The following is a 22,642-nucleotide window of genomic DNA, read 5'->3' on the forward strand; positions in this document are numbered from 1 at the left end:
AATGATAAAATTTCCACAAGCGCCTAAATATGGCGATAAAGTTTTTTTAATATGCACTTCTTCGCCTATTTTGCCAGAAGAAATAGAAGAGTGTAAACAAATTGTAGAAAATCTTGGATTTTATCCTGTTGTCGGAAAAAGCCTTTCTCAAAATATTGGAGGATATATGGCAGGAAGTGCTGATATTCGGATAAATGATTTGCACGAAGCATTTTCAAATCCTGAAATAAAAGCTATTTTTTGTGTAAAAGGTGGATTTTCTTCTTCACAGCTTTTAGATAAAATCGACTATGAATTAATAAAAAAAAATCCAAAACTTTTTGTCGGCTACAGCGATGTCACTAATTTAAATATCGCTTTTAACCAAAAATGCGGACTTGGAACATACCACGGTCCGATGATAAGATCAAATATGCTTTATGACTTTAACGAATTTACAAAAAAATCTTTTCTTTTTTCAATAAACAAGAAAAATGGAGAAAAATGGAAACTTGAAAATCCAAATTCAAAAAAATTAAATTTATTAAATAAAAATAATTTTATCGAAATTGAAATCAAAAGAGAAAAAGAAGTAATAGAGAAAGAAAGAATAGCGAAAGAGAAAGAAAAAGAAAAAGAAAGAGAAAATAAAAAGAAAGAAAAAAAAATAAAGAACAAATAAAAAAAGAAATTAAAAATAAATTTAGAGAAATAAAAGGTCAGTTAATTGGAGGAAATTTATCTTTACTTGTTACAACGCTTGGAACTGATTACGAGATTGACACAAAAGATAAAATTTTGTTTATCGAAGAAATTGAAGAAGAAATTAGCAGAATTGACAGAATGATGACGCATTTAAAACTTTCTGGAAAACTTGACGACTGCCGCGCCGTTTTATTTGGAAATTTTGACGGCTGCGAAAACACTTACGATCCAAATTATACTTTGGACGATTTTTTAAATAATTTTTTTAAAGATTTTAAAAAGCCTGTCATTACTGGAATCGAATGTGGTCATAAAAAACCAGATTTAGTAACTTTGCCACTGGGAGCAGAATGTACAATAAATATTGACAAAAATTTTGATAATATCAAAATTTATTTTAAAAAATAGCTAAAAAAGAGTTTAAAAAAAGAGAAAAAAAGAAAAAAATATAAAATTAACAGATAAAAGAAATATATAAATAAATATAAAGAAAAAGAGAAAGAAAATAAAAAGCAAATAAAAAAAGAAAGAAGGAAAATTATGATTTTTGATATGCATGCTGATGTTTGGACTGATAATTTTTGGGAGTATCAAAAAGGAAATTTTGATGTAATTAGAAAAAAATATGAAAAAAAATTTCTGGAAAGTGGACTTTTTGGAGGAATTTTTGTAATTTATATTGATTTTAGAAAAGTTGAGAACATTGAAAAATATTTTTTGGAAGATCTTTGTGCAATGACCAGAGAATTGTATTATTCCAAAGATTTAATTCATGTTGTAAAAAATTCAAAAGATTTTGAAATTTTAGAAAAAGAAAAGAGCAAAAAATTTAGAGTTGTTCTTGGAATCGAAGGATTAATTGGAATTGGCGACAATCTTAACTATATTTATTTACTTCATCAATTGGGAATTCGCCACATTGGACTAACTTGGAATGAAACAAACGCTTTTGCAACTGGACAAAGCGGAGATAAAAACCGTGGACTTACGCCACTTGGCATAGATGCCATAAAAGTGATAAATGAACTTGGAATTTTACTTGATTTATCCCACGCCAACGATAAGACTTTCTGGGACGTGGCAAAATATTCGAAAAAACCTTTTTTTGCCTCGCACTCAAATTCAAGAACACTTTGTCCATCTCTTAGAAATTTGACTGACGACCAGATTTTATGTATTGGAGAGCATGAAGGAATGATTGGAATGAATAGCTACCACAACTTTGTGAGTCGTGATGAAAATAAAAAAAATCTTGATGCTCTAATTGAGCACATGGAATATGTTGCCGAAAAAATTGGACTTGACAAAGTGGGATTTGGACTTGACTTTGACGAATATTACACACCTTCAGGTGAAAGCTGTGAAGGACTTAACGGACTTGAAAATGTAACTAAGTTAAACAACATAACTTTGGCTCTAAAAAAACGTGGATATTCTCAAAACGAAATAGATATGGTAACTTATAAAAATTTTATTGATTTTTATAAAAGAGTAGAAAATAAATAAAAAATTTAGATTTTGAAAATAAAAACAAATAAATAAAGTAAAGCGAAAAGAAAAGAAAAAAGAAAAGAAAAGAAAAGAAAGGAAACAAAAAAATGAAAAAGCCAATTATTGCAATAACTTCTTCGATGGACTTAAATCCCGATAGATTAAATGACAACAGAACTATGGTTTCACTTGATTACAGCAATTCTGTGATAAATTCTGGCGGAATTCCTGCAATTCTTCCAATTACAGACAATTTTGAAGTCATAAAAGAACAAGTAAAATATTTTGACGGGCTAATTTTATCAGGTGGCGGAGATCCTGACCCAAATTTATACGGCGAGGACTGTCTTCAAGAATTGGGGGATATTACACCTGAACGAGATACTTTTGAACTTGCAATTTTAGAAGAATTTTTAAAAACTAAAAAGCCTATTTTAGGGATTTGTCGTGGACTTCAATTGATGAATGTCTTTTACGGTGGAACTCTTTATCAGGATATAAAATATGTAGATACAAATATTCAGCATAAGCAAAAATGGCTTGCTGATTTGCCGACACACGACATAAATATTTTAGAAAATAATATTTTATTTGAAATTTTTGGGAAAAAAGCTCGGACAAATTCATTTCATCATCAGATGATAAAAGATTTGGGAAGAGAATTGACTTCGATTGCAACTGCAAATGACGGAGTTATAGAAGCAATTCAAAATAAAAATTATCCATTTTTTTATGGAGTGCAGTGGCATCCTGAAATGATGGCTTCCAGAGGGAATCTAGGAATGAAAAAAATATTTGATAAATTTATTGAAAGTTGTAAAAATCTAGAAAAACAAAAACAAGGGGGGTGACCCCTTGCAAAAAATATATATTAACTATAAAATAACATTCCCTTCTTCATCAATCGCCTTATAAGCTGGACGAATTAATTTTTTATCAATTATAATCTGCTCAATTCTATGCGCATTCCAACTGGCAATTCTTGCAAGTGCAAAAAGTGGCGTGAAAATATTTTGAGGAATATCCAATAAATTGTAGACAAAACCTGAATATAAGTCAACATTTGCACAAATCGTAAAATCTTCTCCCTTTAATTCTTTTCCAACTTCTTTTGTAAGTTCTTCAATATCAGAAAACAGCTTAAATTCTTTCAGTGAATCTTTATCTTTAGCAAGTTCATAAGCCTTTTCTTTTAAAAGTACAGCTCTTGGGTCTGAAAGCGTATAAATAGCGTGTCCCATTCCATAAATTTTCCCTTTTTTGTCAAAAGCTTCTTTTTCAAAAATTTTTCTTATATATTCCTTTAATTTTTCTCTGTCTGTATAATTACAGTTTTTCTTAATATCTTGTATCATTTTAGTTACCATTGAATTTGCTCCCCCGTGCATAGGTCCTTTTAATGAACCAATTGACGCTGAAATTGATGAATATGTGTCAGTTCTTGTGGAAGAAACCACGTGAGAAGTAAAAGTCGAATTATTTCCTCCCCCGTGCTCAGCGTGTATAACTAAAATTAAATCCAAAATCTCCGCTTCAAGTTCAGTAAATTTGTTATCTGGTCTTAACATATGTAGTATATTTTCAGCAACACTGTATTCTTCAACAGGATTATGAATAATTAAACTTTTATTAAAATGCTTGTAATTGGTCGCCTGATAACAATAAACTAAAAGACTTGGAAATTTTGCAATTAAATTTAAAGTTTGATTTATCAAATTATTTAATTCCACAGAATCAGGATTTGGATCAAGGGTATAAAGACACAAAACCGTTCTTTGGAGTTGATTCATAATATCTACACTTGGTTTTCTCAAAATAAAATCTTCAATAAATTCTTCTGGCAAATTTTGCAACTCTTTTAATGTACTTAAAAACATTTTTAACTCAAAATTTTCTGGAACTTTTCCAAAAAGCAGCAAAAACATTGTTTTTTCAAAGGCATATCTATTTCCTTTTTCTTTAAATTTTTCAATAAGAGTTTTTAGTGGAATTCCTCGAAAATAAAGCTGACCTTCTTTTGGAATTTTTTTACCGTCTTCGACAGAATATCCGACTACCGCTCCAATCTTTGTAAGTCCAACTAAAACTCCTGTCCCATTTTTATTCCTAAGTCCTCTTTTGACATCCAGCTTGTCATAAATATCTTTCGAGATAAAATTATGTTCCTGTATCAAAAGGCTCAGCTCGTGTATAAAATCACTTTTCAAATAGCTCCCTCCTTTCAAGCAAAATTTATAAATTTTCTATAATTTTTTGCGTAAATTCACTAGTTGTTGCATTTCCACCTAAATCAGCTGTCTTTACTCCTGATTCTAATGTCTTTAAAATAGCATTTTCAATTTTTGTAGAAAATTCGTCCATTTTTAAATATCTTAGCATTTCCACACCTGATAAGAGAATTGCTAATGGATTTGCTTTATTTTGTCCAGCAATATCAGGTGCTGAACCGTGAACTGCTTCAAATATCGCAATGTCGTCCCCAATATTCGCACCTGGTGCAACACCAAGCCCTCCGACAAGTCCTGCGACCAAATCAGACAAAATATCTCCATACAAGTTCATTGTAACAATAACTTTATATTTTTCTGGATTTGTGACAAGCTGCATACACATATTGTCAATTATAACTTCTTCCAATTTAATATTTTCATAACCAGCTTCTTGTGAAATTTCTCTTGCGGTATTCAAAAACATTCCGTCAGTCAACTTTAAAATATTTGCTTTATGTACAACTGTCACTTTGTCAATGTTATTTTTTTTGGCATATTCAAAAGCATTTTTTATTATTCTGTAACTTCCTTTTTTTGTAATTCTTTTTATAGCAACTGCCACATTTTTTTTGTCATCTTCATATTTTTCTTCTCCAATATAAAGCCCTTCGGTATTTTCCCTAAAAATTACCAGGTCAATGTTGTCATATCTTGTTTTAATTCCTGGAAGAGTTCTCGATGGTCTAAAATTTGAATACAAGTCATATTTTTTTCTCAAATAGACATTTATACTTCTAAAACCTTTTCCAATCGGTGTTGTAATCGGCCCTTTAATCGCTATTTTGTTTTTTTCCACACTTTTGTATAAACTTTCAGGTATTAGTTCTCCAGTTTTTTCATAAACAGTTGTCCCAGCGTTTTCTTTTTCAAATTCAATTGGAACTTTTGCCGCTTTAAATACTTTTTCCAAACTTTCTGATATTTCAAATCCAATCCCATCTCCAGGAATTAATGTAACTTTTTTCATAAATCCACCTTCTTTGTTATAGTTTATTTTAATAATTTAAAAAACTGTCACTTACTTTCCCAAAATAAATGACAATTTTTTAATTAAAAGAAAAATTAGTTTAAAAATTCATCACTTACTGCAAATTTCAAATATCCACCATATTTCAATATTTTAAGTTCTCTTGCCGAACCGTTGAATTTTGCTTTAAATTCATTATTTTTTGTAAGATTTTTTACTGTAAATTCTCCTTTTGCTAAAGAATTTTCGACATCAGTCAACTGCAATTCATCATATTCGTCAATTCCGTCGTAATCGCTTTGATTTTCAAATTCTAAAGGAATTATTCCACTATTTATTAAATTTGCCTTGTGAATTCTTGCAAAAGATTTAGCAATTACAGCTTTTATTCCTAAATATAATGGAAGAAGCGCTGCATGTTCACGGCTTGAACCTTGTCCGTAGTTATCTCCACCAACTATGATTCCACCATCATTTTTTTCAGCTCTTTCTTTAAAATCAGGAATTATTGTTTCAAAACAATGTTGTGACAATTTTGGAATATTTGAACGGAATGGTAGTAATCCCGCATTTGATGGACAAATATCATCTGTTGTCACATTATCTTTAGTTTTTAAAATAACTTTTTTTGTAATTGTGTCTTTTAATTTTTCTCCAATTGGGAATGGTTTAATATTTGGTCCCATAACAATTTCTACATTTTTTCTCTCATTTTCATCTTGGCTTGGGAAAATGAAATAATTTTCTGAAGATTCAAATTTTTCTGGCTGCTTAATAATTATTTCTTCACCCAAAGTACGAGGATCTGTCAAATATCCTGTAAGAGCCGAAGCTGCCGCAGTTTCTGTACTAACCAGATAAACTTCAGCGTTCATTGTTCCACATCTTCCTTTAAAGTTACGGTTAAATGTTCTAAGCGAAATTCCATTTGATTTTGGTGCCTGCCCCATTCCGATACAAGGTCCACAAGCTGCTTCCAAAAGTCTTGCTCCTGCTCCGATAAATTTAGCAAGTGCTCCATTTTCAGAAATCATTTTCATAATGTTGCTTGAACCAGGTGACAACACTAAGCTCACATCAGGATGAACCTTTTTCCCGTCAAGAATTTTTGCAAGTTTCATAAAATCTGAATAAGAAGAGTTTGTGCAAGAACCTATTGCAATTTGGTCAACTTTTATTTTTTCATCTGGAATTTCATGTACATTGTCTGGACTGTGTGGAAATGCTGCAAGCGGTACCAAATCATCCAAATTTACAATTAACTTTTTATCATACACTGCATCTGCATCTGGCAGTAATTCAATGAAATCAGATTCTCTTGACTGTTTTTTAAGAAAATCTCTGGTAATTTCGTCACTTGGGAAAATTGAGGTTGTAGCTCCTAGTTCAGCTCCCATATTTGTAATTGTGGCTCTATCTTCCACAGAAAGGGATTTTATTCCTTCTCCAGTATATTCCATCACAAATCCAACTCCACCTTTTACAGTAAGTTCCTTTAAAACATAAAGAATTATATCTTTTGCCGAAACCCAAGGTTTTAATTTTCCTCTTAATTCAATGTTATAAACTTTTGGAACTTTTAAATAATAAAGTCCTCTTGCCATTCCAATTGCAACGTCAAGTCCACCCGCCCCAATTGCTATCATTCCAAGTCCTCCGCCAGTTGGAGTGTGGCTATCTGAACCAATCAAAACTTTTCCTGGTTTTCCGAATTTTTCTAGATGCAATCTGTGACAAATTCCATTTCCAGGTTTTGAAAAAACTATGTTATGTTTTGCCGCTGATGTCTTTATAAATTCGTGGTCGTCTGCATTTTCAAAGCTTGACTGAAGCATATTATGGTCGACATATGCAACAGAAATATCAGTTACGACTTTATCCACATTCATCGCATTTAATTGAAGATATGCCATCGTCCCAGTTGAATCTTGTGTAAGTGTCTGATTTACTTTTACAGCGATTTCATTTCCAGCTTTCAGCTCACCTTTTAACAAATTGTTCTTTAAAATTTTGTAAGTTAAACTCATTCCCATTTTATTACCTCCTAAATATTAAGTTCTCATTTCATCACATTTTATATTATATTCTGCAAATCAAAGATTGTCAATAATTTGATTATAAAAAAATTATTTTGATAAAAAAAGTATGGAAAAATTTTGAAAGATATAGTATAATTTTATAAAAAAATCTAATGTTACAGAATAGAAAGGAAAAAAATAAAAAAAATGAATAAAATGAAATATTTAGTAAATATGTTAATTGCCTATATTTTATATCCTTTTAAAAAAAATTCATTTAAAAAGAAAAAAATCTGGATTGTGGGTGGAAATGCTGGTGAACTTTATGTTGACAACGGTCGTGCAATGTACGAATATTTAAGAGCAAAAGAAGGAATCGAAGAATACTGGGTAATTAACAAAAATTCAAAATCAGCGCAAAAAATTCCAGGAAAAAAATTAATTAAAGGTAGCATAAAAAGTTATTTATATTTTATGAATTCTGAAGTTGTGCTATTTTCTCACTCAATTTCCGCTGATATAGTCCCTTACCTTTTCGTTGTCCCGCTTTTAAAAAGATTTCACAAAAAAGTTTTTAAAGTTTTCCTAAATCACGGAACAGTCGGATTTAAAGTCAATCATCCGATGAATAAAAAGACGCAAAAAATTGCTCAAGACATTGTAAAATCTTATGACTTAAACATTTGCGACTCCAATTTTGAAAAGAATATAAAGACTAAAGTATGGTGGCAGATTCCAGAAAATACTGCAGTTATAACAGGTTATCCCAGATATGATAAACTTTACAATGTGAAAAGTTCTCAAAAAGAAATACTTTTTATGCCAACTTGGAGAAATTGGATAAAATCAGAAAATTTAAAAATTGAAGATACAGATTATTTTAAAAATATTACAAATTTGATTACAGATCCAAAATTAAATGAATTTCTTAAAAAAAATAATATAAAATTCAATATTTACATTCATCAGCTTATGCAAGATTATTTAAAAAATTTCGACAATATAGAACTTTCTGAAAATGTAAAAATTTTACCAGCTGATGCTGAAATTACGCAAGAACTTGAAAAATCTGAAATTTTAATTACTGATTATTCTAGCGTTGCATATGACTTTTATTACTTAAATAAACCAATAATATTTTTTCAGTTTGACAAAGATGAATATGACAAAAAAGTTGGCTCATATGTAAAAAATAAAGATTTATTTGGAATACAGGTAAAAAGTGTGGAAAAATGTGTCGAAAATATCATAAAAATTTCAGAAAATAATTTTAACTACGATAAGAATTTAATAGAAAAATTTGAAAAATTACAGCCAAAATTTTTGAAATACACAGATAAAAAAAATTGCGATAGAGTTTACACTGAAATCATAAAACATTTAAAAAATAAATAAAAAAATAAAACTACCTTTTTATGTGAGGTAGTTTTTTATACTCAAATTTTTTAAGTTCATTATTGAAAGTATAATTTAAAAAAAATTTTTTTTAAACTAATAATAATTTAGTTAGCTAATTTATTGATTTTTAATGCAAGTCTTGATTTTTTTCTTGAAGCAGTATTTTTTTTGATTACACCTTTAGTTACAGCTTTATCTAGTTCTTTGTAAGCTACTTGTAATGCTGTTTTAGCTTCGTCGACATTTTTAGCTTCCACAGCTTTTATAACTTTTTTTACAAAAGTTCTAGTTCTACTTTTAATTGCTTGGTTTCTAAGTGCATTTCTTTCACCTATGAATACTCTTTTTTTAGATGCTTTAGAATTTGCCATTTTTTCACTCCTTTCGACAAAATTTATATTTTTGCTAATACGCAGTCAAACAATTTTAAAAAGACATAGCGCCGAATATCTATTGTTTGGCTAAACTACTACTTTTTTCTTTTTAAATTTGTAATTACTATGAATATCAGAATTCACATAATATATTATCATTTTTTTCAATAAAAATCAAGTAATTTGCACTAAAAATTTTTTAGGATCCATTTTTCACTTTTAAAATTAATTTAAAAAAAAAACAAAAAATTTGAATATTTATTTGATAAAATTCTCTCTTATCAAACTATAATAATAAAATTTTTACCAATTTTTGTTAAAAATTTATGAAAAAACTTTTTTTTAATTATTGTTGAGAATTATTAAAAAAAGTAGTATAATATAAAAATAAATTGAAAGTCTGAATTTTTTTAGATTTTTTTATTTTGATAAAAAAATAACTTGATTTTGAGTTGTTTTATTTAGATGAATTGGAGAAAAAAATGAAATACAATGATACAGATTTTATGAGAGATGTAGAAAAAGTTGCAGATAGAGCGCATAGCGCAAAAATTGAATGCAGTTTATATTTGGGAGAATACAAAGAAAGAGTGATAAAGGCTTTGACATTTGATGAAGTTAATGAAAAAGGCATTTATTATGAAATTGAAGAAGCTATGGAAGACAAAAACGCCTACAAGCTATTAATTTCTCACCAAGCTGATTTTGTCAATATAAAAAAATATATTGAAATCGCCAAGAAAAAAGGAATGTCATACAAAATGATTGATAGTTTAGAATACTCAGGAGATATCGCTCTTGTCGTCGCTGCTAAAGATGCAATTGAACACGGTGAAAATGACAATATTTTAGTACAACCTAAATTGGAAGTTATAAAGCAGAAAAATTTACCGGAAATTTATTATAAATCAATGGAAAAATGTATTTGTGAATTTCATTTAGATATAGTTCGAAAAGAATTGCCAAATTATATAAAAAACTATAAAGAAATAGGATTCTTGGACAAATTATTTGGTTCAAAATGTCCAATATGTCAAAAATTAGGAGGAAAAAAGCGTGGTTGATGGATTTAAAATAAAAGGAAAAAATAGTTTGAACGGAACTATAAAAGTAAGCGGAGCAAAAAATGCAGCTCTTCCAATCCTTATCGGAACACTTGTTGCAGAAGGGGAATATATTTTAAGAAATGTACCAAATTTAAGAGATATTAGAGTTACAATGAAACTTTTAGAAGATTTGGGAATGAAAACCGAAAAATTAGACGAAACTACTTATAAAATTGTAAATGAAGGATTTAAAAGAAATGAAGCTAGTTACGAAATTGTAAAACAAATGAGAGCTTCATTTTTGGTAATGGGACCTATGATTGCCAATCTTGACGAAACAGTTGTTTCACTTCCAGGAGGATGTGCAATTGGTTCAAGACCTGTTGACCTGCATTTAAAAGGATTTGAGCTTTTGGGTGCGGAAATTACTAGAATTCATGGATATGTTCATGCAAAATCAGATAATTTAAAAGGGTCAGAAATTCCATTAGGATTTCCAAGCGTTGGCGCAACTCAAAATATCATGATGGCTGCAGTAAAAATTCCAGGAAAAACTATCATTTCAAATGCTGCAAGAGAGCCTGAAATAGTAGATTTAGGAAACTTTTTAATAAAAATGGGAGCAAAAATTAAGGGACTTGGAACTACTAGAATTGAAATTGAAGGAGTAAAAGATTTACATGCCGTTGAATATTCAATTATGCCAGATAGAATTGAAGCTGGAACTTATGTAATTGCTTCTTTAATCACCGAAGGAGATTTAAAAATTCAAGATGCCAGACTTGACGACTTGGGTGAATTCAAATCTGACCTCGAAAAAATGGGTGTAAAATTTAAAGAAGAAGGAAATATTTTAACTGTAAAAGGAAATTTAAAAGAATTAAAACCTTGTAATGTTAAAACTCTTCCACATCCAGGATTTCCAACTGATATGCAGCCACAGATGATGTTACTTCAAACATTGGTAAACGGAACTAGCACAATGGAAGAAACTGTATTTGAAAACAGATTTATGCATGTGCCAGAATTTAACAGAATGGGTGCTGACATTATGATAAAAAGAGGAATTGCCGTTATAAATGGAGGAGTTTCACTAACTGGTGCCGCTGTCATGTCTTCAGATTTAAGAGCTGGAGCTGCACTTGTACTTGCTGGACTTGCTGCCGAAGGGGAAACTATCGTAAACAGAGTTTATCACATTGATCGTGGATATGACAGACTAGAAGCTAAATTAAACGCTGTCGGTGCTGATATTCAAAGAATTAAACTTGATATCTAAAAATAAACAATATTTTGAATAATAAAAAAGAAGTTGTCTCAAAATGCTTAAAATTTTGAGTTCAGCTTCTATTTTTTTGTCCAAATTCAATATCCTTATCTAAAATTTCTTTTTTCAGATACTTTTCTATACAATTTTTCTCTATAGTTCTAGTAGTATTAATACCGTCAAACATGGCATATGCGATGATTCAAGGATATTAACTCCAATATCCATAGGCAAAAACAATTGATAATTTGGAAAAAATATAGTACAATTAGTTAAATGGTTATTGTTATTTATCATAATTCAATTATACCATTTTACAGAGATTTTATAGTGAAACCACTTTAAAGTAAAAATGAGAAATGTTCAGTTAATTAGTTTCTGTATGGAATTATCAGTTCGATATTAAAGGGATTTGACTATATATAGTATCATCTGTGTAATTTAGAAAATTCATTATAAATAAATTTAGTTTGTATAATAAAAAAATTGAAAGAGAGTGCTATGATAAGAACTGATAAGGAAAAATTTCTAGAAAAAATTAAAGAAAATATTGATATTGAAAACTTAAAAGGAGATGGGAAAATATTTTCATATGTAAACAGAGATTATCTCGCAGGAGATAATAAAAAATATATGAATATGTATGATAAGTTATCATTTTGGTATGATTTTGGTGAAAAATGGATAGGATTGTTCAGATACGGGAATACGATTTCTGAAATGAGAAAAAATCTTATGAAACATCTGGAGTGGAGAAATGGCATTTCTGTTTTATATGTTTCTATCGGTACTGGAAAGGATTTAAATTTTATTCCACAGAATGTTGATTTAAAATCTTTAGATTTTACAGGTATAGACATTTCCTATGGAATGTTAAAAAAATGTCATTCCATCTGGAAAAAAAGAACAAATCTTACATTAGTAAATTGCTGTGCTGAAGATTTACCTTTTAAAGACAATGTTTTTGATATTGTTTTTCATGTGGGAGGAATTAATTTTTTTACTGATAAGGCTCTAGCTATAAAAGAAATGATTCGTGTATCAAAACCTGGTTCAAAGATAATGATAGCGGATGAAACTACAGATTTTATTAAAAATCAATATAAGAAAAGTATTTTTACAAAAAATTACTATAAAAACACAGATTTTGATTTAAGTGAAATCCAGAAATGTATACCTGAAAGTGTAAAAGAAAAGAAGACAGATTTTTTATGGAACAACAGATTTTATTGTATTACATTCAGAAAATAGAGCCAGAATAGAAAAACAGCACCTTCAATATCAAATTTAAGATAGAAAGTGCTGTTTTTAAAATATCTCTTCATGTATAGATAGTGAAATTCCTTTAATATCGAACTGATAATTCCATACAGAAACTAAATTTACCTTTTTTTATTTATCAAAATTTTTCTAAACTAAATTTTATAAAAAAATAAAAGTCCTAAAAAAGAACTTCTATTAATTATATTTTTTTATTTTTTATTTTTTATTTTTTCTAAATGAGTCAAACATATTTTTTGCATTGCTGTAGAGAACTTTTACTTCGTAAGGTTTTACATCCACTTGGATTTTTCTCTCAGAAATCGCATAATTCTCTTTTGGATTTAACTGATTTTTATAAAATCCAAACATTTTGGGAACATTTAAGTTTAGCGGATAACTGTCGGCACTGTTGTTTACCAAAACTATGATTGATTCATTTCCCAAGGAAATTTCATAGGAAATAAAATCTGTATTTGGTTTTGGTGGCGTGTAGTCACGACCTTGATATAATTTTGCTCTTCTTGTTTCATCAGCTAAATATGCTGCAATTTCAGTGTCAACTCTACCTTTTGTCTTTTCATCGCCATAAACCTCCAATATTCTAAGTTTTCCATTTTTAAACAGATTTTTGCGCTCTTTTCTTATTTTTAATAAACTTCTGTAATGATTTTCAATTTCTTTATTGCTCGTAACTGGATAAGAAATAAATTTTTGCACTTCATTTATTTCCACCGAATCCGGCAAATTTCTAAACACTTTTTTATATTTACTTATGTCATCAGTTTCGTTATCATATGGATCATAATCTTCCCACAGCATAGGTTTTCTATTTCGAGGCGAATCTGATCCCCACATTCCCTTCTCATCTCCATAATAAATAATGGGAGTTGCAGGCAACATCATTTGCATTGAAACTACTCTTTTTAATTTATTTATCGCAGTTCCATCGTATAAATCAGGTCTTATGTTCAAATATTGGTTCGACTGATTATTTCTGTCGTAAACACGGTTTGTGTTTATCATTCCACTAAAAATTCTGTCTGTATCCAGTGAACCTATAAAAAGTTGTGTCATGTTAAATCTGTTAGCTGAATACTTATTATAAATTTCGTTTAATTTTGAAGCAAATTCCACTCCATTTATACGATAATTCGGATTTGTATTTACAGTGTACTTAATTATATTATTAACAACATTGTAATCCGCCCCACTGTCGTAAACTCCATCATCTATATCTTTTGTAAAACTGTTGGAAAACTCTCCAGTTATTAATAAATCTGGCTTATATTGCTTTAAATTTTCTGTAATTTCCGCTATATATTCTTTATTTCTATCATCATAATAAACATATCTAATTCCATCAATCCCGTCATCATAAACATTTTTCTTAAAAGTCTGGTCAGGCCCTAAAATCCATTTTTTCATTGAATTTTCAAAATAATTTTGAACTTCCTTATTGCTCAAATCAAGCACCGTGTCTTTTAAATACCAATTTTTAAATTCTTTATTTTCTCTTGCAAAAAAAGCTCCAGAAGTCACATCTGGCGCAACTTCCAAAACAACTTTCAAGCCTTTCTGATGCGCCTTTTTTACAAGACTTGCAAGAACTAAGTCAGAATCAGTCCAAACCCAGCTATTTGTATTTCTCAAATCTTCCCCAAGCAAATTTTTATCAGTTGTCGGATTAAAAACTAATAAATTTAATTCTTTGTCACCGTTGACATTGTGAACAGGTGCTTTTATATCAAGCGCCTTTATTGTCCCAGTCTGCTCAATAACTCCGAAATATGGATCCACATGATTAAAGTAAATCGTGTCATATTTGTGATTTGAAAGTGAATAAAAAGGAGACGATAAAATTATATATTCCACTCCTAAATTTTTCAAATAATCCAATTTTTCTTCAACACCTTTTAAATCTCCACCATAATAACGTGTATAATTTTGCACTTCATTTAAGGCACTCTCTTCCCATTCATTTTTTTCTTCGTAATTACTGTTCCATTCATTTAATGAAAACTGAGGTTTGCTTCCATCTCCCCATTCAGCTAAAAGAAGCTCCCTTTTTGTAGTTCCCGAACGAATTTCTCCAGTTGGCGCAGAAAAGTCATCGGTTCCAAATTCATTAAAAATTGCATCGTTGTCGACATCTCCATTTCTAAATGAATCAATATAAATTTGGTAACCAACAGAGCCTTTTGCCCAATCTGGAATCTGTGTCAATTTTTTTGAATTTGTATATTCAAACGGAATTACAGAACTTCTATTTTTTGTCAAGTTTCTTCCCATAAAATATTTTGTCTTGGCATCAGTTATTTCAAAATAATAATCTTTGATCGTATCTGGAACTTCTGCTAAAAATGTTTCATTTCCACCGTAATTCCCAATCCCACGCATCATTTTTTTTCCATTTTTGTAAATCACTTCCACCGAATAGACATCGTTATTTTTGGTTTTCATAAGTATTTTTACATTTTTTCCATCTTTTACACGATATTCAGAATTTTCTTCGTGTTTTAAAGAGTTTACATCTATTATTCCGTCATTTCTCTGACTGTACTTCAAGTTTTCATTTGCACTTTTATTTTCTTGTTCGTCTATAATTTCTTCATCTATTTTTGAGCTGTCATCTATAATTTCTTGCGTTGATTCGTCAAGATGCTCCATATTTGTATCTGCATTGTTCACTTTATCACTTTTTTCTTTTGAAAAAGAAAGAGTTGTACCAATTATAAATAACAGAACTGTCATTTTTAATTTTAATTTGCTCATATTTCTCCTTTACTTTTTTTAATTTCTTTTGCCGCCGCAATACAAAAAACGATAATATTCAGATTTTTAATTTTAGAACTTTGTAAAATCTCATTTTTTATTTCTTTCAAAGTCGCTCCAGTCGTGACAATGTCGTCAACTATCAAAATATTTTTATTATTAAAATCAATTCCTTCAGAAATTTCAAATGCGCCTTTTATATTTTTTTTCCTTTTTTCCTCGTCCAAAATTAACGCCATCTTTTTAGTATTTTTTGTCCTTTTAATTTTACAATATTTTATTTCTAAATAATTTAGAATCTCGTCAACTTGATTAAAACCCCGTTCACTTTTTCTCTTTTTACTTACAGGCACACTTACAACAATATCTATTTTTTCTTTTTTCAGAATAAAATAAAATTCTTTTTTTATAATTTCCGAAATAAATTTTACCAAAATTTTTTTTCTATTATATTTATACTCATATATCAATCTTTTAAATTCATTGTTATAATCCCACAAATAATAAATATTATTAAGTTTTCGCAATTTTTTTAAATCATTAAAAAGTTTTTTAGTCTTTTTTGAAACTATTTCGCACTCAACTAATTCCTCCCCAGAAATTATATCTTTGTTTCTAAAAAAAATTCCTTTAAATTTAAAAATCTCGCTTTTTAATTTATCAATAATTTTTAACTGGGTCTTTGACTTTTTCAAGCACTTTAGTTGAGTACATTTCAGTATATCCACAATTTTGACATATTTTTAAATAAAACATATCTATTCCGATTTTCGCTTTTGTCGTTTTCGTTGTCGGCACCGCTATTTTTTTTATTTCAAATGTTTTTTCACCACATTTCAAGCATCTTTCATTATTTCTCATATTTCACCTCAAAACGCATTTTTTATCCATTCAATATTATTAGAAAAACTGTCTATTCCAATAATATCATACCTTACGCCACTATTCCATTTATTTTTTAATATATATATCTGTGAAGTCGCCAAAATCTTTTTTTGTTTTTCTTGCGTAACCATTTCAACAGCTTTCCCAAAAGAATTATTTTTTCTATATTTAACTTCCACAAAAACAAGTGTTTCGTCATTTTCAAAATCTTTAAAAATCAAGTCAATCTCCCCATATCTGCTAGAAAAATTTTTTTCAACAAAAACAAGCCCTTGTAAAACCAAATACTTTTTAGCAATCTTTTCATATTTAAACCCAATTTCTCTCTTATTTCTCAATTTTCCCATCTTAATAAACCAATTCCCTTTTTTATTTTTCTAAAAATATTTTATCACATTTGAAGTGAAAAAACAAAATTTTCATTTTTTATAATTTTTATGAATTTGTTTTGAATTATTAATTTTATTATAATATTCATTATTATTCATATTTTAATATTTTTATCAATATATAATTTTTTTAATCAACAAACTAAAATACAAGATAAAACTAATTAAAAAATCAAGAAAAAAAGGTATAACTTTAATGTAAAAGAAAAAAATTGGATATTTTTTTATTATATAAAATATTCATTTAAAAAATTATAAAAGAGGAAGTGAGTTTTTATGAAAAAAATATTAATGCTAATGTTATTATTAGGTAGTTTTGCTTTTGGTAAAAGTCTATCAATCAAAACTGGAAAATCAGATAGATGTGTTCCAGCAGATTCTAAAATTCATTATCAAGGAATAGATTCTTTTAATGAAGGATATTATGCTCATCTATATAATTATGCTAATTGTAAAATAAATGGGCATTATTTTAACAATGTACAATTAGTAATAATTACAAATAGTAGCAATAAATTTACAGACACGCTTTCATCTTTATCATTTTATCCAAATAAAATTGTATACTATTCTCCAAGTGAAAATAAAATTTCATTTAATATAAATAAAGTGGTATCATGGAAGCGTTAAATAACAATTAAAAAATTTTCGTTCAAACCTCTGAATAATGTATAATAAAATAATTATACATATTTGGAGGTTTTTATTTTGGATAATATAAATTAAAAGATATAAAAAAATTGCAAAAAAATATGATATAATTTAAAAAAAATCAAAACAAAAGGAGATAAAAATAAAAATGAGTAAAAAATTTAATTACAAACCATTAATTGAATATACAAATTATGAAAGAAAAAAATATATAAAACCTGAAAAAGCTGGAGATTTAAAAGAAGATATGGAGCTTTTTAGGAAAAATGGACAAAATGCTAGAAAAGTTTTTACGGAAATTGCAAAGGCTTTGAAAGAAAAAACAGATGGATTTCATTTGCAAAAAGTTAGCAGCTGGATGAATCAGGCTCAGATTGCAAGACCTTATCTTTGGGTGTTTTTGCGACAAGATGGGGATAGTGAAAGTGAATCAGGGATTGCGTTGAGAGTTTTTAAAAATGAGAAGACTAAGAAAATTGGGATTTCGCTTGAAGTGAGTTTTGTTGAGCGTAAAATTGGGGAAAATACGCTTGAAAATCAGAATAAAGTTTTGCAAATGCCGATTGATGAACCGCTTTATTATTTTGTGCAATTTGCGAAAAGTAAGGAAAACTGTGCTTTGGATAGATTTGAAGGAAATGAAAAAAATAGAGAAAAATTTCTTAAAAATTTGGAAAATGGGGAAATTAGAAAAGTTTTGGTTAAGTTTGATGTGGAAGAAATTGAGAGATTTGATAGTTTGGATGATCTTGTTGAGGAATTTTTGAAGGGATTTGAATTGTTAATACCGTTTTATTTGAAAACAAAGGAGATTTAGGAAGAAAATGATTTCGGATTTTGATAAAATGTATAATTGGATATTGGAATTTACTAATTTTCTTTCATATGAAGTTCGTCCGTTAGAAAAATATGACAGATTTTTAAAAAATTTTCACCTTAATTTCAATGCAAATGAAAAAAGAATGATTATTAAATTTATGAATGAAGATGGAATATTTAATCACACTTATAATTTAACGGATTTTGAAAAGAAACCATTAAAGTATAACTTAAATAATCTGAGTGAAATAGAAAACATGTCAAATTATTTACCTGATGAAGCTAAGGATTTAATTGAAATTTCTGAAAAAATTAAAAGTAAAAAGGAAGAAGATAATGAAAAAGGGTATGAAAAATTTATTGAAAATTTTTTGGATATTAAAATTTTTAAGCTGTTTGGAAAAAATATAACTTTGTATTCTAAAAAAGATGTGGAAAATTCAAATATATTAAAGAGAATAATCAAATTAATGACATACAGGTTAAAAAATGAATTTAATGTAATTAATAATTTGATGTATATTTTTGATATGAAATTTTCAAAAGATAGTATTGCATTGAAATTGTATGGTTGCTTATATGTTGGTGCGTTGATCTTTGGTTGTATTTTATATTTATTTTTTAATGAAATTATGATTATGTGGATACTTTTTATATTTTTCATAATATCAGAATATATAAATGTGTTGCTAAAAGAAAAAAATTTTGAATGGAATAAGAATAATGAATCGAGTTTTTTAATGTTTTTTCTAATTACAGTAATATATATTTATACTATGTCTTTTAGATTTGAACTTGTATACCAGTATATGATTTTAAATTTAATGATATTTTTTAAAACAATAGCAATTTCGTGTTTGAGATATAAACGATTGAAAAATTTTTCAAAGAAAGTTTTAGATGTGTTTATTTAAAAAAGTAAGGAGTGATAATTTTGAATTTTGACGAAGCGTTTAAAATACTGGAAATAGAGCCGACAGATGATAAGAAGAAAATAAAAATTGCATATTCTAAAATGTTGAAGAAATATCATCCTGAGGAGTTTCCTGAGATGTTTATGAAGACTAGGGAAGCTTATCAGATTGCCTTAGAGTTTAAAGAATATAATTTTAATAAAATCAATTTTAATAAAGAGAATTTTAAAAATAAAAATTTTTCTGAAATTGAACAAAAGTTGGAAAAAGATGGATATGAGGAAGTTTCTTTTGGAAATGATATTCCAAAATCAGAGATTGAAAATGAAGAATTTTCTGATATTTTTAATGGAAAATATGAATGGATGGAAAAAAATTTCAAATCTTGGCTAAAAGAAATTCATAGGATTTTAAATGGGGAAAAAGTTTCTTTTATTTACTTAAAAGTTTTTTTGAAAAGATTTGATAAGTTTTCAGATGATGAAAAGTCTAGAATTAGAGATATTTTAGGATTGGAAAATAATGATTTTGAAGATAATTTGATTTTAAAATCAGAGAATCTTTTTGAATTTGAAAAAGAATACATTATTTCCTGTTTATCAAATAATAAAAATGAATTTTGGGAAATAAAGGAGCTTTATAACAGTAAAGAAAAAAAAGATAATGACAAGGCTCTGAAAAATTTTGTGGAAAGATATTTTAATGTGAAAAAGTTGAATATTTTTGGATTTTTTATATTTTGGAATATTTATCGTGGAAATTATAAATATCTTGATATAAAAATAAATAAAAAAATTCACAATTTATTTTTTGATTTGGCAAATAATTTATTTTTTAAAAGAATAATTTATAGTTATAAGAAAATAAAAAATATATTTTATCATTTGGAAATTACTTGTGAAGACGATATTGGAGAAGATGACGCTTTTATACACACTCTAATATTTCTTCTTAGTTGTCTTGCGCTAATTTTTATTTGCATATTTAGTTTACCAGCAATAATAAATACAAAGGAAATAGATTATAGAAATGTTGTAAAAAGTTTTGAATTAGTGAAAATTTATTGGATTGTGCTTACAGTTACAAGAATTTATTTAGATTTTTCACTTGCAAAACGTGGAAACAATTTAAACATGGCAAGTATGTTGAATATACAGATAATTTTGCTTGGTAGTTATTTAATTTCTATTTATTTTAATTATAAAATTAAAGATTTTCTACTGTTCGGAATATTAATGTGGATGATTATAAAATTAATAATTGTAAATAGAATAAAATATTTAAGATTAAAAAATTATGCAAAAAAAATTTTAGATAGAATATATAATTAAAAAAATTACAGTTAATAAAAATAAAATTATTAAAAATCAAAGAATCGAGACTATTTATCAAAAAATAATAAAATATAAAAAATAAAAATTGAAAAATGCTAAATTAGTAAAATTTTCTAAACTTTTATAAATAACCAAAATATTATTAAAGGAGAAAAATAAAAATGGGAAGAATGATTGGAATTGATTTGGGGACAACGAATAGTTTAGCTACATATATTGACGATAATGGGAAAATAGAGTTTGTAAAAAATGAATATGGAAATATTTTGATTCCGTCTGTTGTGGGAATTGATGAAAATGATGATATTATTGTAGGGGAATTAGCAAAAGAAAGGAGAATGATGAATGCTGGGGAAACTGCAAGTAATTTTAAAAGAAGAATTGGAACAGATGCAAAAATTAAAGTTAAAAATAAAACTTTTGATGCACAAATGTTATCTTCTTTTGTTTTGAAACATTTAAAGGAAAATGCTGAAAAACAGCTAAACGAAAAAATAAATAGGGCGATAATAAGTGTCCCCGCATATTTTAATGATAAACAGCGAAGAGATACAAAAATGGCAGCAGAATTGGCAGGACTTACAGTAGAAAGACTTATAAATGAACCAACAGCTGCAGCATTGTCACTTGGAAGCAATATTTTAAATCAAAATTTAAAGTTTATTGTGCTTGATTTGGGCGGAGGGACATTTGATGTTACATTGCTTGAAACATTTGAGGATATTATGGAAGTGCTGTCAATAAGTGGAGATACAATGCTCGGTGGAGAGGATTTTACTGCTAAAATTTGTGAAATTTTTCTAAAGAATATTAAATTATCAATAACAGACTTGAGCCATGATGAAAAGACAAAATTGTATACAAAAGCAGACAGAGCGAAAAAATTGATAAGTTTAAAAGATGTTGTAATTGAGCTAGAAATTAAAGGGAAAAATTATAAATCAGAAATTACACAAAAGGATTTTAGAGAGGCTGTAAAACCATTGCTTGTGAAAATGAAAGCTTCAATTGACAAGGCTTTACAGGATGGAAATACAGATGCCAGAGAAATTGAAAAGGTTATTTTAGTTGGAGGAGCTGTAAAATTAGGGATTATTGAAGAATTTACAGAAAAGTATTTTCATAAAATGCGTGGAGAAAAAATATATTTTAGTAGCGAGAATTTTATTGAAAATAATAAACTTGTGTCAATAGTGGCAGATCCTGATACGGTTGTAGCTTATGGTGTTGGAGTTGCAGTTGGAATGAAAGAAAGAAACAAAATGTTCAAGGAGAGAATTTTAACTGATGTTTGTCCATTTACTTTAGGAACAGAACTCGTAGGAAAACGATTTGCACCAATTATTCCTAGAAATACAACTGTTCCAACAAGTAAATCCGAATATTTTTACACAATAGATGACTATCAGGATAAGGTGAATGTTGGAATTTATCAAGGAGAAAGCCTGAATATAGATGACAATTTGTTTTTGGGAAATTTTTTGATAGATGTGCCACGAAATATAGCAGGAAAGGAAGCTATAAATGTCAGATTTACTTATGATATAAACGGTATTTTGGAAGTGGAAGCGACAGTTGTGAGTACAGGACTTAAAAAAAGTAAATTGATTATAAATGGAGATTTATCTGAAGAAGAAAAAAACGAGAAAATAAAAATGCTGGAAGAAATAAAAATTCAGTCTGAAAATAAAAATAAGGATAAACTGCTGCTTGAGAGAGCAAATAGAATTTATGCTGAAATAGTAAATACAGAAATAAGAAATCATATTTCTGATTATTTAGAAAATTATCAAATGGTTGTAGCAACAGGCGATAGAATCCGTATTCAAAAGGCGAAAGAAAGTTTCTCACAGTTTCTTGATAAAATTGATCCTGAAATTAATGATATGAGTATAGAAGATATTTTGAAAGATTTTGAAGATGAAACGGAAGAGGAAGATATGAAAGAAGAAGATGAACTAAAATTTTGGAATTAAAAAATGATTCTTAATTATGAAGAAAAATAATTAAATGTTTAAATTTTAATAATTTTGAAATTACAAAAAATGAGGTAAAATATATTAAGAAACTGAAAATAAATAATAAATTAAAGTAAAATAA

General features: G+C 27.9%; 21 protein-coding genes. 13 read left to right on the forward strand and 8 right to left on the reverse strand.

Translation table 11 applies throughout. From position 1 onward, the window contains the following. The first annotated feature begins 1 nt into the window (after window position 1). From BCB68_RS01020 to BCB68_RS01035, 4 genes are all read left to right on the forward strand, one after another. On the forward strand, window positions 2-661 hold the full coding sequence (locus tag BCB68_RS01020; protein WP_237048661.1) for a S66 peptidase family protein: 660 nt from the start codon (window positions 2-4) through the stop codon (window positions 659-661). Between the two features lie 44 nt (window positions 662-705). Further along, complete coding sequence (locus BCB68_RS01025; RefSeq protein ID WP_237048716.1) at window positions 706-1,092, forward strand: hypothetical protein; 387 nt, start codon at window positions 706-708, stop codon at window positions 1,090-1,092. 132 nt (window positions 1,093-1,224) lie between these two features. Then, on the forward strand, window positions 1,225-2,190 hold the full coding sequence (locus BCB68_RS01030) for a dipeptidase (RefSeq protein WP_094079142.1): 966 nt from the start codon (window positions 1,225-1,227) through the stop codon (window positions 2,188-2,190). A gap of 92 nt (window positions 2,191-2,282) precedes the next feature. Further along, window positions 2,283-3,026, forward strand: a complete 744-nt coding sequence (locus BCB68_RS01035) for a gamma-glutamyl-gamma-aminobutyrate hydrolase family protein (RefSeq protein WP_094079143.1) — start codon at window positions 2,283-2,285, stop codon at window positions 3,024-3,026. Window positions 3,027-3,050: 24 nt separating this feature from the next. Here the strand turns inward: BCB68_RS01035 and BCB68_RS01040 are convergent, their stop codons facing one another. The 3 genes from BCB68_RS01040 to BCB68_RS01050 form a co-directional block, all read right to left on the reverse strand. Then, window positions 3,051-4,382 (reverse strand): citrate synthase, encoded by a 1,332-nt coding sequence (locus BCB68_RS01040; protein ID WP_094079144.1) that lies wholly within the window; start codon window positions 4,380-4,382, stop codon window positions 3,051-3,053. Between the two features lie 25 nt (window positions 4,383-4,407). Further along, on the reverse strand, window positions 4,408-5,412 hold the full coding sequence (locus tag BCB68_RS01045; RefSeq protein WP_094079145.1) for an isocitrate/isopropylmalate dehydrogenase family protein: 1,005 nt from the start codon (window positions 5,410-5,412) through the stop codon (window positions 4,408-4,410). A 95-nt stretch (window positions 5,413-5,507) separates the two neighbouring features. Continuing rightward, the gene (locus tag BCB68_RS01050) at window positions 5,508-7,445 is read right to left on the reverse strand and encodes an aconitate hydratase (protein WP_094079146.1); all 1,938 of its coding nucleotides are present in this window, start codon (window positions 7,443-7,445) and stop codon (window positions 5,508-5,510) included. A 192-nt stretch (window positions 7,446-7,637) separates the two neighbouring features. On the opposite strand from BCB68_RS01050, the gene BCB68_RS01055 reads away from it, so the two are divergent. Beyond that, on the forward strand, window positions 7,638-8,825 hold the full coding sequence (locus BCB68_RS01055) for a CDP-glycerol glycerophosphotransferase family protein (RefSeq protein WP_094079147.1): 1,188 nt from the start codon (window positions 7,638-7,640) through the stop codon (window positions 8,823-8,825). Between the two features lie 107 nt (window positions 8,826-8,932). On the opposite strand, the gene rpsT is transcribed toward BCB68_RS01055, so the two are convergent. Next, the gene (rpsT, locus tag BCB68_RS01060) at window positions 8,933-9,199 is read right to left on the reverse strand and encodes a 30S ribosomal protein S20 (protein WP_094079148.1); all 267 of its coding nucleotides are present in this window, start codon (window positions 9,197-9,199) and stop codon (window positions 8,933-8,935) included. Window positions 9,200-9,684: 485 nt separating this feature from the next. Between rpsT and BCB68_RS01065 the strand changes: the two genes are divergently transcribed. From BCB68_RS01065 to BCB68_RS01075, 3 genes are all read left to right on the forward strand, one after another. Beyond that, window positions 9,685-10,266 (forward strand): DUF1694 domain-containing protein, encoded by a 582-nt coding sequence (locus BCB68_RS01065; RefSeq protein ID WP_094079149.1) that lies wholly within the window; start codon window positions 9,685-9,687, stop codon window positions 10,264-10,266. Next, window positions 10,259-11,527, forward strand: a complete 1,269-nt coding sequence (gene murA, locus BCB68_RS01070) for a UDP-N-acetylglucosamine 1-carboxyvinyltransferase (RefSeq protein WP_094079150.1) — start codon at window positions 10,259-10,261, stop codon at window positions 11,525-11,527. The genes BCB68_RS01065 and murA overlap by 8 nt, the downstream gene beginning before the upstream one ends. Before the next feature lie 489 nt (window positions 11,528-12,016). Beyond that, complete coding sequence (locus tag BCB68_RS01075) at window positions 12,017-12,766, forward strand: class I SAM-dependent methyltransferase (RefSeq protein WP_094079151.1); 750 nt, start codon at window positions 12,017-12,019, stop codon at window positions 12,764-12,766. Between the two features lie 228 nt (window positions 12,767-12,994). On the opposite strand, the gene BCB68_RS01080 is transcribed toward BCB68_RS01075, so the two are convergent. The 4 genes from BCB68_RS01080 to BCB68_RS01095 are packed head-to-tail and all read right to left on the reverse strand — an operon-like array spanning window position 12,995 to window position 16,782. After that, entirely contained in the window at window positions 12,995-15,550 is a 2,556-nt protein-coding gene (locus BCB68_RS01080) for an alpha-amylase family glycosyl hydrolase (RefSeq protein ID WP_094079152.1), read from the reverse strand. Further along, on the reverse strand, window positions 15,547-16,245 hold the full coding sequence (locus BCB68_RS01085) for a ComF family protein (RefSeq protein ID WP_237048662.1): 699 nt from the start codon (window positions 16,243-16,245) through the stop codon (window positions 15,547-15,549). The genes BCB68_RS01080 and BCB68_RS01085 overlap by 4 nt, the downstream gene beginning before the upstream one ends. After that, a complete protein-coding gene (locus BCB68_RS01090) occupies window positions 16,211-16,411 on the reverse strand; it encodes a zinc ribbon domain-containing protein (protein ID WP_094079153.1) in 201 nt (66 codons plus the stop codon). Before BCB68_RS01090 ends, BCB68_RS01085 begins: the two co-directional genes overlap by 35 nt. 8 nt (window positions 16,412-16,419) lie before the next feature. Beyond that, window positions 16,420-16,782, reverse strand: a complete 363-nt coding sequence (locus BCB68_RS01095; protein WP_094079154.1) for a YraN family protein — start codon at window positions 16,780-16,782, stop codon at window positions 16,420-16,422. A gap of 333 nt (window positions 16,783-17,115) precedes the next feature. Here BCB68_RS01095 and BCB68_RS01100 point away from each other — a divergent pair, with 333 nt between their 5' ends. From BCB68_RS01100 to BCB68_RS01120, 5 genes are all read left to right on the forward strand, one after another. After that, entirely contained in the window at window positions 17,116-17,454 is a 339-nt protein-coding gene (locus BCB68_RS01100) for a hypothetical protein (RefSeq protein ID WP_157697332.1), read from the forward strand. 169 nt (window positions 17,455-17,623) lie between these two features. Further along, on the forward strand, window positions 17,624-18,292 hold the full coding sequence (locus BCB68_RS01105) for a sakacin A production response regulator (protein ID WP_094079156.1): 669 nt from the start codon (window positions 17,624-17,626) through the stop codon (window positions 18,290-18,292). A gap of 7 nt (window positions 18,293-18,299) precedes the next feature. Continuing rightward, complete coding sequence (locus tag BCB68_RS01110; protein ID WP_094079157.1) at window positions 18,300-19,208, forward strand: hypothetical protein; 909 nt, start codon at window positions 18,300-18,302, stop codon at window positions 19,206-19,208. A 20-nt stretch (window positions 19,209-19,228) separates the two neighbouring features. Further along, entirely contained in the window at window positions 19,229-20,539 is a 1,311-nt protein-coding gene (locus BCB68_RS10675) for a hypothetical protein (RefSeq protein ID WP_094079158.1), read from the forward strand. A 164-nt stretch (window positions 20,540-20,703) separates the two neighbouring features. Further along, a complete protein-coding gene (locus BCB68_RS01120; RefSeq protein WP_094079159.1) occupies window positions 20,704-22,518 on the forward strand; it encodes an Hsp70 family protein in 1,815 nt (604 codons plus the stop codon). Window positions 22,519-22,642: the final 124 nt, after the last annotated feature.

The sequence above is a fragment of the Leptotrichia sp. oral taxon 498 genome, from assembly GCF_002240055.1.
Classification (GTDB): domain Bacteria; phylum Fusobacteriota; class Fusobacteriia; order Fusobacteriales; family Leptotrichiaceae; genus Leptotrichia; species Leptotrichia rugosa.

Excerpts from the sequence above, each read along its gene's own strand:
- BCB68_RS01105 (WP_094079156.1), top strand. The coding sequence starts at position 17,624 with ATGAGTAAAAAATTTAATTACAAACCATTAATTGAATATACAAATTAT.
- BCB68_RS01080 (WP_094079152.1), bottom strand. The coding sequence starts at position 15,550 with ATGAGCAAATTAAAATTAAAAATGACAGTTCTGTTATTTATAATTGGT.
- BCB68_RS01100 (WP_157697332.1), top strand. The coding sequence starts at position 17,116 with ATGCTAATGTTATTATTAGGTAGTTTTGCTTTTGGTAAAAGTCTATCA.
- rpsT (WP_094079148.1), bottom strand. The coding sequence starts at position 9,199 with ATGGCAAATTCTAAAGCATCTAAAAAAAGAGTATTCATAGGTGAAAGA.
- BCB68_RS01095 (WP_094079154.1), bottom strand. The coding sequence starts at position 16,782 with ATGGGAAAATTGAGAAATAAGAGAGAAATTGGGTTTAAATATGAAAAG.
- BCB68_RS01050 (WP_094079146.1), bottom strand. The coding sequence starts at position 7,445 with ATGGGAATGAGTTTAACTTACAAAATTTTAAAGAACAATTTGTTAAAA.
- BCB68_RS01075 (WP_094079151.1), top strand. The coding sequence starts at position 12,017 with ATGATAAGAACTGATAAGGAAAAATTTCTAGAAAAAATTAAAGAAAAT.
- BCB68_RS01030 (WP_094079142.1), top strand. The coding sequence starts at position 1,225 with ATGATTTTTGATATGCATGCTGATGTTTGGACTGATAATTTTTGGGAG.
- BCB68_RS01110 (WP_094079157.1), top strand. The coding sequence starts at position 18,300 with ATGATTTCGGATTTTGATAAAATGTATAATTGGATATTGGAATTTACT.
- BCB68_RS01045 (WP_094079145.1), bottom strand. The coding sequence starts at position 5,412 with ATGAAAAAAGTTACATTAATTCCTGGAGATGGGATTGGATTTGAAATA.
- BCB68_RS01090 (WP_094079153.1), bottom strand. The coding sequence starts at position 16,411 with ATGAGAAATAATGAAAGATGCTTGAAATGTGGTGAAAAAACATTTGAA.
- BCB68_RS01020 (WP_237048661.1), top strand. The coding sequence starts at position 2 with ATGATAAAATTTCCACAAGCGCCTAAATATGGCGATAAAGTTTTTTTA.
- BCB68_RS01120 (WP_094079159.1), top strand. The coding sequence starts at position 20,704 with ATGGGAAGAATGATTGGAATTGATTTGGGGACAACGAATAGTTTAGCT.
- BCB68_RS01065 (WP_094079149.1), top strand. The coding sequence starts at position 9,685 with ATGAAATACAATGATACAGATTTTATGAGAGATGTAGAAAAAGTTGCA.
- BCB68_RS01035 (WP_094079143.1), top strand. The coding sequence starts at position 2,283 with ATGAAAAAGCCAATTATTGCAATAACTTCTTCGATGGACTTAAATCCC.
- BCB68_RS01055 (WP_094079147.1), top strand. The coding sequence starts at position 7,638 with ATGAATAAAATGAAATATTTAGTAAATATGTTAATTGCCTATATTTTA.